Genomic DNA, 16,381 nt, shown 5'->3' with positions numbered 1-16,381 from the left:
ACTCCCTACTCCCTACTCCCTACTCCCTACTCCCTACTCCCTACTCCCTACTCCCCACTCCCTGCTGAATGATGGGACAAATTGTATCTTCTTGCTTGCTATTAATATCTTGCCAACCTGAAAGTAAATCTCCAATTTCCGAGCGTAATGTTAATAACTGAGCAATTTGATCATCGATTTGTGAAACTTTTTCTGCTAATTTTTCTTTGATTTCACCACAAGGGGGTTGTCCTTGGTCATAGACCTGAAGAATATCTCGAATTTCTTCTAAACTCAGACCTAAGTTTTGTGCCCTTTTAATAAAAGATAGACGAGTTAACACATCCACAGAAAATTGCCGAAAACCGCCCTCTGTTCGTCCTGAAGACTTGAGTAAACCTAAACTTTCGTAATAGCGAATCGTCCTAATAGGAACTCCGCTCATATTTGTTACTTGACCAATTAACAGCAGTTTTTGCTTTTGAGTTAACACGGCAGATTACCCCAATTCTGTAATTATTATCACATATTTCCATAAATATTAACAACCTCTGCCTATCCTTTGCGCTTAACTCTGCGACCCTCTGCATTGAAATTTTTCAATATAATATGCTACTAAAAAACTTGATATTATTTAATCTTTATAATTTTCATAAATTAGTAATTTAACAACTCTTCTGGTACTGCAAGTAACTGTTTTTTGGAGATTTCCATGTTACTTCTAGATCAACCGCTTCACTTTAAGTGAAACCATAAAATGGATGTTAATTTGCAGACTTTTAGCTCAACGCGTAAACCTAAAAATTTCAATAATCCAGAACGTTTTATTGAGGGATGGTATTGGGTAATACCTTCTCAAAATTTGCGCTTAGGTGAGGTAAAACCTATTACGATTTTGGGTAGAAATCTAGTAGTTTTTCGTGGTAAGGACAAAAGAGCAGTAATCTTTGATGCTTATTGTCCACATATGGGCGCTCACCTAGCTGAGGGGAAAATAGAGGGTAATGAGCTGCGTTGTTTTTTCCATCATTGGAAGTTTGATGCAGAAGGAATATGTGTTGAGATTCCATGTTTGGATAATCCACTTCCTATCAAGTTAAAAACTTGGCCCACTGCTGAACAGTATGGGGTAATCTGGGTGTGGACTGGTGAAATTCCGCAACAACCTTTACCTTTTGTTCCAGAGCTTGAATACAAGGAATATGATATTACTTTAGGCCCTAGTTTAATAATGAATTGTCATCCTAATGTGGTGATGATTAATGCTATCGATGCTCAACATTTCAATACAGTTCACCAACAGTCAGCAGAAATTATTTTTGACAAACAGGAATTAAATCAAAATGCTATTATCTTTAGCAACACTAGGAATGATGGTAAACATTCTTTTTTTATTAAACTCCTCCGTCCTTTTTACAAGAATGTTGCTACTTATAGTATTTGCTACTGGTATGGTAGCACTGGGATATTAACAATTAATACTGATTTCCTTCATTTACATATTATGTTTGCTTTGCGTCTTCTTGAAGGCGGTAAATCTGAGGCTCAAACCATACTGATGTTGCAAAAACGTAGAGGAATTATCGGTTGGTTATATAATCGCTTCGTGTTGTATTTGACTAAAATAGTAGGCAAGTACTTTATTAAAGGCGATACCAAGGTTTTTCAAACAATTCAGTTTAATTTGAAAACTCCTATCAAAGCAGATAAATCTATTGTGCAGTTTATCAACTATGTTGAAAGACAGAAACCTTTGATGTGGAAGACTTGGCAAGAAGTGCGATCGCCTGTCCATGAAAGTAAGCAAAATCGCGAGCAATGGCGAGATGCACTGACTAATGACTAATAATTGAACTTCAAAGTAAAAAGTTATTCCTTGAGCTTTTTACTTTGAACTTTTTTGCCTGCTTTAATATATACATAAAAAGAAGTGGCAGAGCCACTTCATAATTCCCAGGTAGAACCTAGTAACAAGTATAACGATTTCCCGAATGAAAAATAGTATAATTTGACACTGATTTTTCTTAATTACTATTACTAATTTGAGTTCAGTACCACAATTATTTGCACTAGCCTAATTCCTAGAGATTTCCAATAGGGATTAGTGAATGGAAAATTTGTATCATCAGATACTGCTTGCTAGTAATTAGAAAAATTTTTGCCAGTAGAATAAAGTATATTATAAAACATATTAATTTTATGTAAAAATATTAGTATATTTTTTTACATAAAAAAATATAATTAATTTTCGGTTTTTTATACGAAAAAATACTATTTTTGTTTGATAACATACTCATAAACTAAGTATTATTTCAGTCTGATGATAGTGACTCATACTCAAATTTGTATTCTGGGTGGTGGATTTGCTGGAATATATACTGCTTTGTACTTAAATAAATTATCTTGGAAGCGATCGCCTAAACCCGAAATTACTCTAGTTGATCAAAATGACCGCTTTCTATTTACACCATTTCTCTATGAATTAGTCACTGAAGAACTAGATCAGTGGGAAATTGCACCTCCCTATCTCAAGTTAATCAGAGGTACTAAGATTCAGTTTTGTCGAAGTGTAGTACAGCAGATTGATCTCAAGAATCGCCAAGTGCAATTACAACAGGGAAAGTTATTGTCCTACGATTGGCTGGTTCTAGCACTTGGGAGAGAAGCTTCGCTAAAGACTATTTCTGATTCTGATTATGCTTTTTCCTTTCGCACACTAGCTGATGCACAAAAGCTGAATGAAAAATTGCAGTCTCTAGAAGCTAGTAATAACTCAACCATCCGAGTTGCGATTGCAGGTGGTGGTTCGAGTGGCGTAGAGTTAGCAGGTAAACTGGCCGACCGCTTACAAGAACAAGGTCACATATACTTGATTGAACGAGGGGAAAAACTTCTCAAGTCCTTTACAACCTTCAGCCAGAAAATAGCTTTTCAAGCCTTAGCAGAACGTGGGGTTAAAATTCACCTCAAAACCAAAGTCCAATCGATTAGTTCTGACTCCATCACTTTGGAACATCAGGGTCAGATAAAAACAATCCCTGTGGACTTAATATTGTGGACTGTAGGAACTCGTGTAAATCAACTATTAAGGCATCTAAGTTCCCAGCAGAACCATCAAGATCAACTCATAACTCTTCCCACACTACAAATATTGGATCATCCTGAGGTTTTTGCCCTGGGAGATTTAGCCAATATCCGTGACCATCAAGGAAAACAAATCCCGACCACAGCCCAAGCTGCCTATCAGCAAGCAAGCTGTGCTGCTTATAATCTTCAAGCTGCTATTACCGGGCGACCTCTGCGCCACTTTCGCTATATTCATTTGGGAGAAATGCTCACCTTGGGTACAAACAGTGCGATCGTCTCTAGCCTCGGCTTTATTAATTTAAAGGGACGCCTAGCACATATCACTCGTCGATTAGTTTATCTGCTGCTACGAATGCCAACCCTCAGACATCGGATTCAAGTTAGCAAGCATTGGCTAGCAAGATTATTGCTCTTGTATTTTTCTGGTGGCAAATCCACGCGGCAAACGACTAACAATCGCTCACACTCAATTGGCTCTCCTGATCATAGCTTACATCAAAATGATTCTAAACTATAAAAAATTATTTAACCAATTGATATAAAATAGCATCTTCAAACTTAAGCAATCAAGGTAGTAATCTCATGGTATTCAATGCACTCAAAAAACAAATAGAGAAACTTTATAAAGGCCATAAATTCCTACTTATTCATTTATCAATTGCTATTTTATGGCCTCTAGTTATTTGGTTAATATATTTCTTATTCCCCAATCAAATAGCAACTCGACTAAAACTTTCAAGAGCCATTTTAATTGGTATTTGCATTCAATTACTGATATTTGCATTTCAAAGACGCCGTTATTTTTTCAAAACAATTAGAGAGTTTTTCACAGAAGAAACATATCCTATTAATCTGGCCATATTTCGTATTGTTTTGTTTCAATCATTATTTGTACAAGTCAATAGCAGTGTTTCTAAAATTTTATGGTTTAGTCAAGTACCGAGCGATCTTCTATTTCCACCCTTGGGTTTAGGATGGATAATTTATCTTATTCCTATCAATGCAACAATCGCTCAGATAACTGCGTTGCTATTAAAGATTTGTTCATTTACAGCCATGATTGGTTTGTTTACACGTACTTCAGCATGGCTAAGTGTAATTCTTGGTGTCTATGTTCTGGGGATTCCTCAACTTTATGGTAAGGTAAATCACTATCATCACCTATTATGGTTTGCTGCCATTTTAGCCGCTAGTCGATGTGCTGATGTTTTGTCATTAGATGCAATTTTCTTTGCTTGGAAACGGGCTGATCGTGGTCAAATAGAACCTCCTAGTTTGTCTCGAAACTACGCATTACCTTTACGTTTTGTTTGGCTTTTAATGGGTATAATTTACTTTTTTCCAGGACTTTATAAATTGTTTAGTGGTGGTTTTGATTGGGCATTCAGCGATAATCTTAAGTATCAATTATATAACAAATGGCTTGAACTAGATGGCTGGATGCCACTGTTTAGATTAGACAAATATCCAGTTTTATATCGCCTATCGGCCCTTGGCTCAATCTTTTTTGAATTATCTTTTATTTTTCTCATGTTCTCATCCACAACTAGATATATAGCTGCTGTAGGAGGATTACTTTTTCATAATATGACTAATTTGTTAATGAAGATTAGCTTCTTGATTCTGCAAAAATGCTATGTAGCTTTCTTGGATTGGAATGCTATTTTTCATTGGATTGGACATCGGCTTTTCCGTAAAGAAATGTATGTTATTTATGATGGAAATTGCAAACTCTGCCGCCGTACAATTGCCACTTTAAAAGTCTTTGATATTTTTGGTAGGTTAACATTCGTCAATGCTCTGGATGAGCAAGCTCTTACGACTCATAATCTTCTTTGGTTAGACTTACAAGCACTATTAGCTGATATGCACGTAGTTGTCGAAACGAAGTCTTGGAAAGCTTTTTCAGCCTATCGTGTTTTAGCAACCCGAATCCCAATTCTCTGGCCGACCTTACCTTTACTTTATATATGGCCTGTGCCAACGATTGGTAATCAAATTTATCGACGTGTTGCTGATTCTCGTACCTGTAGTTTGCCTCAGGCTCAAAATTATGATGATGTCCCAAGACGGAATTATCAACCACGAAGTCATGTGCAGATCGTTACAGTTGTTGGTACTTTTTTACTTGTAATCAATATCTTTTTTGGTTTGATTAGAGAAACTGAAGCTTGGCCTTTTAGTTGCTATCCTAAATTTTCAGGTATTGCAAACGCTCAAACAGTTGTTCTTGAAATTGTCCCTTTGAGTACAACAGGTACACCCATAGCTTTTGAGCAAAAAAGCTTGAAGAAAAAAATATCGCCTGAAAGGTTTATGGGGTTAAGTTTGTCGATCCTTTACAAAACTAAAGATCCTAATAAAAAGCTTCGGCAGTTGAGCGTTCTTTGGCAATTAATAACTAATAGTGACCCCAGCCTCAAGCAAGCTAAATCAGTACAATTTTATAAAACTACAGTATGGAATGACCCTGAAAAGCAACTAGAGAATCCGGTTAATCGCTCACTAGTATTGGAATTGAATGTGTAGCAATAGCCAAAAAGTCATGACAAATTAACCAAACACTCAAACATATCATAAATATTTGGTATTTTAGTTATAAGTCACTTGACTTATAACTGTTAATCGGATAACCTTAGCGTTCAACGACATTGTTCAGAGGAATTTGATGAACAGAAAACTCATACTTAATTTACTTGCCACTTCCTCAATTTTTACATCGTTGATGTCCACAATAGGGATCATCAATCCAGCTCATGCTAATACTAACCTCACCCAGCGATTAGTACATACCAATGACGGCCGTACTTGTATCACTAATCCCCACGGCCTTAAGGATTTTGTATGTATTCGAGATTCAGAGAGAGACCCTAAAGCTCCTCCACCTAAGTCGATGGTAATCTCAGATCAGCCATCAGATCACACAGTTGCAGAACTTAATTTCACTGACGAAGAAAGCGAAGCTGCGATTAAGTTATTTACGTGCGATTGTCCATTTTGTATCAATTCTTTACGACAACTGCGAGGTACTGGAAACTTAGTTTACTAAGATTTGTCAGCACTGATAGCAAATACCATAATTTCTACTAAGAGAATCAAAAACAAAATATTGACTACTCAAGTAGAGGTAAGCAGTTTATACAAAACCCAAAAAAGCATTTTTTACAATAAAAATTATTAACTAGGTTTCAATTTCTCACAGATTATACTTTGAATTCTCGCTTGCAACTTCTGCAATCACCTGCAAAAACTCGCACAATACAGGTGATATATTTTCATCTCCTTGACGCCACAAAGCTGCGATTTGACGGTTGAGGTTTGCACCTTGAATATTGCGGTAAACAACGCCTGCACGATGCAGAGTCCGAACATTGCTACTTAAGAGCGCCACACCAATTCCACCCGCAATTAAGCTGAGAACCGTAATCATCCAAGTTGCTTCTTGAGCTATCTGAGGCAAAAATCCAGCATTTTTACAGAGATTTATTGTTTCAGTATAGAGAGAAGGAGCATTTTTGAGCGAGGGTATAACAAATGGCTCCTGTGCTAGCGCTTCTAAAGGAATTTGTGATTGAGCCGCAAGGTGATGATTTTCTGGTAACGCAATTAGCAACGAATCTTGGAGAAAGGGTAAAAAGCACAAGTCTGTAGCCTGTTCGTAATGATTGGGTAAATGCTCAAACCCCACATCAACTTGATAATTCCGCATTTCCTGAATTTGCTGTTCTCCAGTCAGTTCGCGCAGTACCAATTCCACTTTGGGGAATCGTTGACGGAAGGTTCGCAAAATATCAGGTAACAAACTATTAGCAATGCCGCTGTTTATCCCCACAATCAAACGCCCAATCTCGCCCCGACTAACTAGTTGTGCATTATCAATAGCGCGTTCGAGATGATTTAACGCTAATGATGCCTCTTCTAGAAAGGCTTGTCCCGCAGGTGTGAGTCTCAAGGGGCGTGTTCTGCGGTTAAATAACTCTACCGAGAGAGCTTTTTCTAGTGAGCGAATTCTTTGGCTGAGAGGAGGTTGTTCTATGTCTAGTTGTTCAGCCGCCTTGCTAAAGTTGTTTCCGGCTTCAACTACTGCTAGAAAGTAGCATATTTGTCGAAGCTCGAAGTTGCTGAGGTAACGAACATCCACGACTTTTGGGCACATTATATCATTCAAGATATATTATGTTAAATAAATATATCTTGTCAATCAATTAATTTCCTCATAGTGTAATAAACAATATTAGTTAGTTCTCAGTTGGTTAATGCTTCAGACTGAAGAAAGGAAGGATTGCAACTATGAGTTTAATCAATCGCGTTGTTATTGTTGGTGGAACACATGGAAATGAACTCACAGGAATTTACCTAGTTAAAAAATTTGAGCGATCGCCTCAATTAATTCAGCGAAAAAGCTTTACAATTAACACTATAATAGCTAATCCCAAAGCCTTTGAAATCGGTCGAAGATATGTAGATACAGACCTCAATCGCTGTTTTCAACGCTCCTGTTTACAGAATCCCAATCTGGCAAGTTACGAAGCACAACGAGCCAAAGTAATTTACTCAACTTTCGGAACTGGAGGTAGCCAACAAGCTGACTTAGTTATCGATTTACACTCCACAACATCCAACATGGGATTAACATTTATTTTGGCAAGTAAGCATCCCTTTGATTTACAATTGGCAGCTTATATTAGTTGTGTAAATCCAAAGGTTAGGATTCTTTGTTCAGCACCAAAAACTCAAGATAATTGTTATCTAGATTCAATTTGCCAATTTGGTTGCACCATCGAAGTTGGTGCTGTTGCTCAAGGAGTATTAGACGCGAATTTATTTCAAAAAACAGAAGAACTTATCAGCACAATTCTTGATTATGTAGAAATATATAACCACAAAGCGTCAATAAAAATCAAAGATACATTCACCATTTATCAAAGTATTAAAACAGTTGATTATCCCAGAAATGAAGTTAGAGAAATTCGAGCCATGATTCACCCCCGGCTGCAATTTCGAGATTATGAAGCGCTGCATCCTGGGGAACCAATGTTTTTAACTTTTGATGGGAAGGAGATTATTTATGAAGGTGAATCAACTGTTTATCCCGTGTTCATTAATGAAGCAGCTTACTATGAGAAAGGTGTTGCTATGTCTCTAACTCAAAAAATACAAGAAATATTACCTGAATCATAATCATAATAATTAGTTAATAACTACAAATTACAAAATAGCAATTATTTTGGAGGTTATTATGTCTAATTCCGCTTCAAGTTACACAGGTTGTTTTGGCTGTTTAGGAACAATATTGTTTTTTGTATTTATTGGTTCAATTGTATTTGGTGCAGCCAGTATTGCAGTGAAGTTTGGTGATCTTGTATTTGGCTTTGGTAGCGCTGTTAATATTTTGCAACCTCCTGAGAACAAAAACTTATCTGTAAATGATTTAGAAATTAAATATCAAGCAGCCGAAGTGGCTGTTAAGCAATTTCACTCACAATTAGAGCAAGGCAAATGCCAAGAAATTTACGCACAAGCTAATGAACTTTTGCGGAAAAATTCTAAACAAGCTGACTTTTTAGCTTTCTGTAATCAGGTTTCTGATAAACTTGGTACGATTCAATCAACTCAGCAATTAGATTGGTGGTGGCAATTAAATAATAATGATTCGGAAAAATTGATTCTCAGTCGTTACGAGACCAAATTTTCTAAATCATCGATTCAAGAAACATTTATTTGGCTGGTTAAGGATAAGAAACCGGAACTTATAGGATATCAAGTTTCTCCGTCAGCTGTTTCCATACAATCTTTACCTAAGACTAATTCAGTTGACAACGGAAAAATTTAGTGCTGTGTAGAGACTTGCCATACTACGTCTCTACATGAGTATCATAAAAGTTACAAAGATTATGGACTGATGAGGCGATCGCTTCCATGAAATTATTTAATTACGAATTACGTTAGCGCAGCGTAAAGCCTGCGGCATAGCTTCGCTTAGAGCGTTTTGAATCTTTAGAAGGAGACAGAAAAGGTCAATACAGTATCCGAATTAATGCTCAATGGAGAATTTGTTTTAATTGGCCAAACGAATCTCTTGAGCCTTTTAACATTGAAATCACAGATTATCACTAAAGGAGGATTAAATGGCACGTCCACCTATTCACCCTGGAGAAATTCTTGCTGACGAAATTCATGAGCTAGGAATGTCCGCGAGTGATTTGGCGCGTGTGCTTCATGTCCCTAAAAATCGGATTACAGAAATAATCAATGGCCGAAGAGGGATAACCGCTGATACTGCTTTGCGATTAGGCCAATATTTTGGTACTGGTGCTGAGATATGGATGAATTTACAGAAAAATTATGAACTGAGATTAGCCGAACAAGCATCGGGGAAGAGAATTCAAGAAACCATTCAACCCCGTATATTGTAGAGACGTTGCATTGTGTTCAATAAAAAATTTGATTGGTAGTCATTGAGCGGTGAAGTGTCCCAGCGGCCCCCGCGTGGCGATCGCACTCCGACAGAAAAATTTTGTGCTGTCCAATTGTTACCCATGACGGCGATTTCGTCATCAAAGCTTCGTTCTAAAAATTTGGAGATTCCACCGTGCTGAAGAGTACCAAGACTCATGGGGATTAATTCTCCATCTACCAATTCATATTGGGTATCTGTGCCATCGTTATACTTGAGATACTCTGTAAAAGTAACTTTTTTAGTGGTTGCAGTCATGGCGATCGCAATCTTCATTGATGACTCAGTACAGTTATTTTACGACAGCCCATGTAGAGACATCGCAATGCAACATCTCTACATGGGCAATCATTCCACAACTTCATTCACAGGAAAGCGATCAATGAGCTGCATTGCCCGATAAGCGTTACGCTGCAAGGAATCGGGTAAATAAGGAACGTGGGGAATCTGTGATAATAAATCCAATGTCCGGCGTAAAATCCTCACTACATCGCCTTCATCTAGGCTGGTATTTTCACACAATTCCGTCCACTCTATTCCCAGAGACCACTTCTCTACTAGAGCGATTAACTCAAACTCCAACCATATAGGTAATGCCACATTATACCGCCGTTGCAGTTGAAACATTTGGCGACGAATTCCCCGCAATTTCGCCAAAGCCTCTGTCACTTCATTACTTAAATCAAAATTAACCCTGCTATCTGGACGCGGGGTTTCTGTCACCAAAGCGGCGGCGGCAGCAGCTAAATGATGCGGATCTAAGTTATCTAATTCATGACTAGCAAGGGCTAAACCCAGCCATAATTCATTTTCACCGCGAATGGCAGCGGCCATTTGCCCTAATTGCGTGGGAACTAAATTATCTAAACAGCCAAAGTGTTGCAAAATTTCAATCAAGCTGAGAAACTCTTCCCAATGACGTTGGGATTGTTGCTCTAATTGCGCTTGCAATAGTTGGAGTTCGGCTTCTAATTCTACATAACGTGCTTTGCGTTTAAAAATAGTGCCGACATTGCCCGATTGACGCAGAGGATGATTATCTATTTGCTCTTGTACAGCAGCCATGCGACTGAGTTGTTCGGCTACTTCCGGTGCCATATGGACAGAATCCTCTAGTTCGGGAATAAGTCGGGCGATCGCGCCTGTCTGTTCACTACCACGGTATGCCTGTCCCGGTCTTAAAAGCATCTCTGGCGGTGGTGAAATCTCTGGTGGCACATCAACTCGCGGCAATTCGGCATATAAATCAACTACATCCTCGGTTGTTGCCACATACCAGCAGTTATCGCGTCCCAAGCACACTAAGTAAGGAGTTTGGCTTGAACTCGGTGCTTGTCCGATTAACACTGCTGTGACGGGTGATGGAACTACGATATGTTTACCCTTGAGGCTCAACAGTGTTCCAGAGACGGCAAAGCCCAACATCATCGCTAATTGCTCTTTTCGATCTTCTTGGGCTTGTGCTTGTAGAGTTTTGAGTAATTGGCGTTCTACTTTTAAACGTTGGCTCAATTTCTCATAAACAGCAAGTTCATTTTCATCAACTGCATCAATTTGTTCCTGTAATTGGGTTAATTGTGCTTGCAGTTCGGCAATTTCGTCGTAACTCGGTTTGAGGTGCAAGTTGGCCATGTATTGGCCAAAGCTGCGTTCTACCAGTTCCTTGGCTTGCTCCAAAGTGTGGGTTTGTAGCAAGTTCAGCACCATACCATAACTGGGTGTAAACTGGCTGACAAGGGGGTCTGGTTTCGATGTTGCTAAATACGCGGCTTCTTTCGCCCCTTCAAAGGGAGTTTGGACTGTCACCACATGACCTTGTTTATCCATCCCCCGCCGACCGGCGCGTCCTGCCATTTGCAGAAATTCGGAAGCATTGAGTAGGCGGTGTCCAGTGTCGGTACGCTTGGAAAGGGTGGAAATCACTGTGGTTCGCGCAGGCATATTGATGCCTGCCGCTAATGTCTCGGTGGCAAAGACGACTTTAATTAATCCCTGCTGAAATAGTTCTTCTACCAGTACTTTCCATGCGGGTAAAATTCCGGCGTGGTGGGCAGCAATACCCCGGTATAGGGGAGCAATTTGTCCGGTACGCCCCGCTTCGGGATTGCGGTTTAAAAATTCATCAATTTGCCAACGTAATTCTTGGGATTCATCATTATTTACTAGCCATAAATCGCCCACTTCTGCCACTGCCTTATCACAACCCCGGCGGCTGAAGATGAAGTAAATTGCAGGTAGCATATCCCGTTGCTGTAAATGGCTGAGGGTATATGGAATGCTGGGGGCTTCTGGTCTATTAGCCCTGCCGCGATCGCCTCCTTTGCCTTTCTTCTTTTGCAGGCGGGGGTTAATTTTGGTTTTACTCTCATTCAGCAGCGGAAATAGCCCTTTGGGATTGCAAAAATGAAATTCCAAGGGGACTGGGCGAAAATCTGAGTAAATCAAGTCGGTGGGGCCGTGGACGTGATTTAGCCAGTCGGTGAGTTGATCGCTATTGGCAACCGTTGCCGAAAGAGCTGCTAGTTGCACTTCGCGGGGGCAATAAATAATCGATTCTTCCCAAACTGTCCCCCGTTGGCGATCGTTCATGTAGTGGCACTCATCCAACACTACCGCCTCAACATCTACCAACGAAGTACCAACTTGCCCAATCGGTGTACCATAGAGCATATTCCGGAAAATTTCTGTGGTCATCACCAGAATTGGGGCATCTCTGTTAATCGAGGCATCCCCAGTTAATAGTCCAACGAGATCAAACCCAAATTTAGAGCGAAAATCACGTAATTTTTGATTTGATAGCGCCTTCAAGGGAGTTGTATAAAAAACGCGTTTTCCTCGCGACAGGGCGCGATAAATGGCGTATTCCCCAACTAATGTTTTGCCTGAACCTGTGGGGGCGCAAACAACTACGGAGCGTCCGGCGTTCAGGGACGCGATCGCATCTTTCTGGAACAGATCCAGTTCAAAGGGGAATATTGACCTGAGGTCAAGTTCTGGAGAAGGCGCGGGATAATTCACTCAATCACATTTGCAACCAGACTGTTTACTATATTAACGAGTCTTTTGTCAACTTCGTCATTAGAAGTAGGGAGTAGGGAGTGGGGAGTGGGGTAAATTTTGTGGAATTTTCACTATTGCCAATTCCCTATTCCCCATTCCCTCATTTTCCCAGTTCTTGCGATCGTTCTGTCGCGGCTTTGACTGCTTCTATTAAAGCTGAACGGAATCGGGCTTGTTCTAGTTTGGCAATGCCTGCAATTGTTGTGCCGCCTGGGCTGGTAACGCGGTCTTTGAGTTCTGCTGGATGCATTTTGGTTTCTTGTAACAATCTGGCTGTTCCCAATACGGTTTGTAGGGCTAGTTGATTGGCAACCACTCTTGGTAAGCCTGCGGCTACTCCTCCATCCGCGAGTGCTTCCACCAAGATTGCTACATAAGCCGGGCCACTTCCCGATAGTCCTGTCACTGCATCTATTAATACTTCGGAAACTTCGACAACTTCACCCACCGCAGAAAAAATTTGTTGGGCTATTTGGAGGTGCTTGAGAGTGGTATACGCACCCGCACAAATCGCTGTAATTCCTGCTCCCACTGTTGCCGGAGTGTTGGGCATCGCTCTAATGACTGGCGATTGGGGAAAAGCTGCTTCTAGTTGACTTAAAGGTATACCTGCTAGGATGGAGATGAATAAAGGCGAGTGTGCTGTTGGGATCACATCTGCCAATTCTTGAGCGATCGCACTAAATACTTGTGGTTTCACAGCCAAAAATATCACTTCTTGGGCTTGCGCGAATACCACCCGATTGTCTGCTGTTACAGCCACGTCATACTGCTGCTGTAAAACATCTTGGCGTAGAGATAGTGGTTCGCTGACTATGACTTCGGATGGCTGATAAATACCACTCACAATCAAACGGGATAACAGCGCTTCTCCCATTACCCCACCACCAATTAAGCCAAATTTTGTAGTCATTTGTCATTTGTTATTTGTCATTTGTCCTTTGTCATTTGTATCTCGACAAAGGACAAAACGCGAAGTCTGATCGCAGGTTTCCTCCGATCAGAACTTTGTAAGAGAGGACAAAGAACCAATAAGGTTTATTGTGCCATTCGATTGGCTTCATTACCCCAAGTTTGATTTGTGGAACTTGCAGGGCGTGCGGGGCGTGCTGGCGGTTGCGGTACTTCATGCAGAACTCCACCTTGAGTGCTAACTTGCACGCAGCTTGGTGTGAATAAGAAGATGCTCTCACCAATGCGCTCTTGATGTCCATCTAATGCGTATGTACCACCTGCTACAAAGTCTACCGCTCGCTGAGCTTGATCGGGATCCATTATTGTCAGGTTTAATACTACTGACTTACGCTCTCTCAAGGCTTGAATAGCCTGGGGCATTTCTTCAAAAGTGCGTGGCTCAAGGACTAAAACTTCCGAAATTCCGTTAATTGCTCCTGGCATACCGATAACATTCCCCATTGGCTTTGAACCTGCTGTTATATCATCCCCCATTGTAGGCACTGGCTCGCGCCAACGTCGATTTTGAGTTGGAGATTCTTGTGGTGTTTGTTGTAGATTGTTTTCTTGCTGATACAGATTTTGGTAGCCATCTGTATCTGCTTCTTCTTCGTAGTACTCGTATTCCACTGGCTCATTTAGACCGACAAAATCCCTGAGCTTGGAAAATATATTGTTCATCGTTTACTCTCCTAGTGCGAATAAATTTTACTGACTTGGCTAAAAATAAAAGCCAGTTTTGCTTGCTGCATGGGTTAATTACTCAGCAATTATACTGCCACTTGTAGCATTTATTACTTTTTGTGGGAGAACTAAGACTTGTGGGAATGTCTGTACAATACTTAGAAGTAATAATGAGTCAAGATTATATCCTAAGAATTGTTCAAAGGAAAGTTCCTTTCACCCTATTTTCCACTAGGAATTGCTTTTGTCAATACTATATCCTTTGTTATTTATTAAACCAGCTAATTAAAGAATGTTTGTCAAGAAAATTTTGGCTTTATGGATACTAAGATAAAACACGCAGAGGTGGGAACGTGAGGACGCAAGAATACGGAGATACGGTGACATATAAACGTGGAGATACGGAGAAAATATTTTTTCAACTCTCCGCATCCCCGCGTCTTTACTCCCCGTGTCAATCCTGATCCCTAAGTGATCGATTGACGGATTACTGTAGGCGATCGCCAAACAGGATGGTTCCCAATCTTACCATCGTCGCGCCTGCTTGCACTGCCAGTTGATAGTCACCAGACATCCCCATGGACAAATGCTGCATTTTGATGTTTGACCAGTTTTGTTCCTGAATTTCCTTTGCTAATTCTCGATTTCGAGCAAATACATCCAAAATTTCTGGATCATTCAATCCAGCAGGGGGAATTGTCATCAAACCCTGAATTTGTAAATTTTTGTATCGATTGAGTGTGCTTAAATCAGCTAAGAGTTCTGGCACACTCCAACCAGCCTTGTTGGGATCAAGGAGAAATTTTACTTGCAAGCAAACTTGAGGACTGACTCCTAGCTCTTGCGCCAATTGATTTAAGCGCTGTGCCAACTTTAGATTATCTACAGAGTGAATCCATTGGAATTGTTCAAGGGCTTTTTTAGCTTTATTACTTTGCAAGTGTCCAATGAAGTGCCAAGTAACATCCGGTAAGTCTTGTAACTCGGCTTGTTTGATGGCAGCTTCTTGGATGCGACTTTCACCAAAATCACGAATTCCTGCGGCATAGGCAGATCTGACGATCTGTGCAGGAACTTGTTTGGTGACAGCAATTAATCGGACTGAAGTAGGAAGTGAGGAACGAATCGTAGCAATACGCTCGCTGATCGAACTGCTCATTGGAAGGTGCGTTGGAAAACACTCTGAAGCTGATCGTACTCCTGGTATTGTCCATTGCGACGCAGGGTACGCAAGCGATTTTCCAGCATCATTCGAGCCTCAGTACGACCTATAGGCTGAAATTTAATCCCTTTAACGTCATTTGCCACCAAAAAAAATAAACGCTGAGCATAGAGAGTTGTAAATAGATCTTGGTTCTCATCAACCATACAGATCCTGTAGAGCAAACCCCAAGTTGGATGATTTATGTAAGTTTCTAAGTTTTCTGGATTCATTTATTAGTCAAGGTGGGAGTATGTATATATTTTTTCGCCGTTCAGTACAAGCATTCAGACGATATTACCTTCCTTTCGTCAGAATATTTGCTTGAGGTGCGAAATTAACGAACGGTTATCGGTGAAGAAGGGAATTCGTAATTCGTAATTCGTGAGGGAGTCGGAGTCTTGGCGGTTCCCGTCGAGTCCGTTAGCGCTAGCGTTAGCGACGAAGGAGCGTCACTCCCGAACCCGAAGGGTAATTCGTAATTATTTATTCTTCTCCTGTTCTCCGTTCCCTGCTCCCTGTTCCCTCTTCAATGTGTTAATTGCGGCTATAAAAACCTTGATCCAACTCCTGAAGGGCAGATGAAGCCGATAGTGGCAAAGGAGAACAGGACAGATACAAAAGAGGCGATCGCGCAGCGCCTTTGGTGAGAGCAGAAAAATAGAAGATTTTCTCTAATCGGTACTTCATTTTGCTGCTAATTCCGTTTGGGCGATCGCAATTATACTTTGGCAACTTATGCTCAAGAGATAGTCAGAACAAGATATAGAACAGTTCCTACCCTCTTGTGGAAGTTTTGCACGGTAAAGGAAAGCACCCTTGGTAGTTCCCATCGATAAAAGCCAAATCTCCGGCTTTCCTCCATACTGCCACAACTATCGCTTTATGGAGCAAAATAGACTGAGGATTGGGGAGTGGGGAGTGGGGAGTGGGGAGTGGGGAGTGGGGAGTGGGGAGTG

16 protein-coding genes and 1 pseudogene are annotated in these 16,381 nt (G+C 40.5%); 8 read left to right on the top strand and 9 right to left on the bottom strand.

What is annotated here, in order from left to right:
* Nucleotides 1-40: 40 nt before the first annotated feature.
* Nucleotides 41-472, bottom strand: coding sequence for a heavy metal-responsive transcriptional regulator (locus tag AC5JMF_RS21460; protein ID WP_495797738.1), 432 nt, complete (start codon nucleotides 470-472; stop codon nucleotides 41-43).
* A gap of 264 nt (nucleotides 473-736) precedes the next feature.
* Here AC5JMF_RS21460 and AC5JMF_RS21455 point away from each other — a divergent pair, with 264 nt between their 5' ends.
* The 4 genes from AC5JMF_RS21455 to AC5JMF_RS21440 all read left to right on the top strand — a co-directional run bounded on the left by AC5JMF_RS21455 (nucleotide 737) and on the right by AC5JMF_RS21440 (nucleotide 6,115).
* Entirely contained in the window at nucleotides 737-1,825 is a 1,089-nt protein-coding gene (locus AC5JMF_RS21455) for an aromatic ring-hydroxylating dioxygenase subunit alpha (protein WP_495797737.1), read from the top strand.
* A 474-nt stretch (nucleotides 1,826-2,299) separates the two neighbouring features.
* On the top strand, nucleotides 2,300-3,583 hold the full coding sequence (locus AC5JMF_RS21450; RefSeq protein WP_495797736.1) for an NAD(P)/FAD-dependent oxidoreductase: 1,284 nt from the start codon (nucleotides 2,300-2,302) through the stop codon (nucleotides 3,581-3,583).
* Nucleotides 3,584-3,648: 65 nt separating this feature from the next.
* Nucleotides 3,649-5,595: a DCC1-like thiol-disulfide oxidoreductase family protein gene (locus AC5JMF_RS21445; protein ID WP_495797735.1), complete on the top strand. Its 1,947-nt coding sequence runs from the start codon at nucleotides 3,649-3,651 to the stop codon at nucleotides 5,593-5,595.
* Between the two features lie 139 nt (nucleotides 5,596-5,734).
* Nucleotides 5,735-6,115 carry a hypothetical protein gene (locus AC5JMF_RS21440; RefSeq protein WP_495797734.1) on the top strand — a complete coding sequence of 127 codons (381 nt, stop codon included), beginning with the start codon at nucleotides 5,735-5,737 and terminating at the stop codon, nucleotides 6,113-6,115.
* 147 nt (nucleotides 6,116-6,262) lie between these two features.
* Here the strand turns inward: AC5JMF_RS21440 and AC5JMF_RS21435 are convergent, their stop codons facing one another.
* Nucleotides 6,263-7,222 (bottom strand): LysR family transcriptional regulator, encoded by a 960-nt coding sequence (locus AC5JMF_RS21435; RefSeq protein ID WP_495797733.1) that lies wholly within the window; start codon nucleotides 7,220-7,222, stop codon nucleotides 6,263-6,265.
* Between the two features lie 134 nt (nucleotides 7,223-7,356).
* Between AC5JMF_RS21435 and AC5JMF_RS21430 the strand changes: the two genes are divergently transcribed.
* The 4 genes and pseudogenes from AC5JMF_RS21430 (at nucleotide 7,357) to AC5JMF_RS21415 (ending at nucleotide 9,482) form a co-directional block, all read left to right on the top strand.
* Nucleotides 7,357-8,247, top strand: a complete 891-nt coding sequence (locus AC5JMF_RS21430) for an aspartoacylase (protein WP_495797732.1) — start codon at nucleotides 7,357-7,359, stop codon at nucleotides 8,245-8,247.
* 58 nt (nucleotides 8,248-8,305) lie between these two features.
* A complete protein-coding gene (locus AC5JMF_RS21425; protein ID WP_495797731.1) occupies nucleotides 8,306-8,899 on the top strand; it encodes a hypothetical protein in 594 nt (197 codons plus the stop codon).
* 161 nt (nucleotides 8,900-9,060) lie between these two features.
* Nucleotides 9,061-9,183: pseudogene (locus AC5JMF_RS21420) on the top strand (type II toxin-antitoxin system RelE/ParE family toxin); the annotation flags it as partial.
* Between the two features lie 11 nt (nucleotides 9,184-9,194).
* Nucleotides 9,195-9,482, top strand: a complete 288-nt coding sequence (locus AC5JMF_RS21415; RefSeq protein WP_495797730.1) for a HigA family addiction module antitoxin — start codon at nucleotides 9,195-9,197, stop codon at nucleotides 9,480-9,482.
* Here the strand turns inward: AC5JMF_RS21415 and AC5JMF_RS21410 are convergent.
* The 7 genes from AC5JMF_RS21410 to AC5JMF_RS21380 all read right to left on the bottom strand — a co-directional run bounded on the left by AC5JMF_RS21410 (nucleotide 9,464) and on the right by AC5JMF_RS21380 (nucleotide 16,112).
* Entirely contained in the window at nucleotides 9,464-9,799 is a 336-nt protein-coding gene (locus tag AC5JMF_RS21410) for a Uma2 family endonuclease (RefSeq protein WP_495797729.1), read from the bottom strand. The two genes, AC5JMF_RS21415 and AC5JMF_RS21410, sit on opposite strands and share 19 nt — an antisense overlap.
* 72 nt (nucleotides 9,800-9,871) lie before the next feature.
* A complete protein-coding gene (locus AC5JMF_RS21405) occupies nucleotides 9,872-12,541 on the bottom strand; it encodes a DEAD/DEAH box helicase (protein ID WP_495797728.1) in 2,670 nt (889 codons plus the stop codon).
* A 142-nt stretch (nucleotides 12,542-12,683) separates the two neighbouring features.
* Complete coding sequence (proC, locus tag AC5JMF_RS21400) at nucleotides 12,684-13,496, bottom strand: pyrroline-5-carboxylate reductase (protein ID WP_495797727.1); 813 nt, start codon at nucleotides 13,494-13,496, stop codon at nucleotides 12,684-12,686.
* Nucleotides 13,497-13,621: 125 nt separating this feature from the next.
* Nucleotides 13,622-14,218 (bottom strand): cell division protein SepF, encoded by a 597-nt coding sequence (locus AC5JMF_RS21395; RefSeq protein WP_495797726.1) that lies wholly within the window; start codon nucleotides 14,216-14,218, stop codon nucleotides 13,622-13,624.
* Between the two features lie 490 nt (nucleotides 14,219-14,708).
* Nucleotides 14,709-15,380, bottom strand: coding sequence for a YggS family pyridoxal phosphate-dependent enzyme (locus tag AC5JMF_RS21390; protein ID WP_495797725.1), 672 nt, complete (start codon nucleotides 15,378-15,380; stop codon nucleotides 14,709-14,711).
* Nucleotides 15,377-15,655 (bottom strand): transcriptional coactivator PipX, encoded by a 279-nt coding sequence (gene pipX, locus AC5JMF_RS21385; protein WP_495797724.1) that lies wholly within the window; start codon nucleotides 15,653-15,655, stop codon nucleotides 15,377-15,379. The genes AC5JMF_RS21390 and pipX overlap by 4 nt, the downstream gene beginning before the upstream one ends.
* Before the next feature lie 304 nt (nucleotides 15,656-15,959).
* A complete protein-coding gene (locus tag AC5JMF_RS21380) occupies nucleotides 15,960-16,112 on the bottom strand; it encodes a hypothetical protein (protein ID WP_495797723.1) in 153 nt (50 codons plus the stop codon).
* Nucleotides 16,113-16,381 lie beyond the last annotated feature (269 nt).

The organism is Desmonostoc vinosum (assembly GCF_059505385.1).
This window is presented reverse-complemented; position numbering and strand designations above follow the sequence as displayed.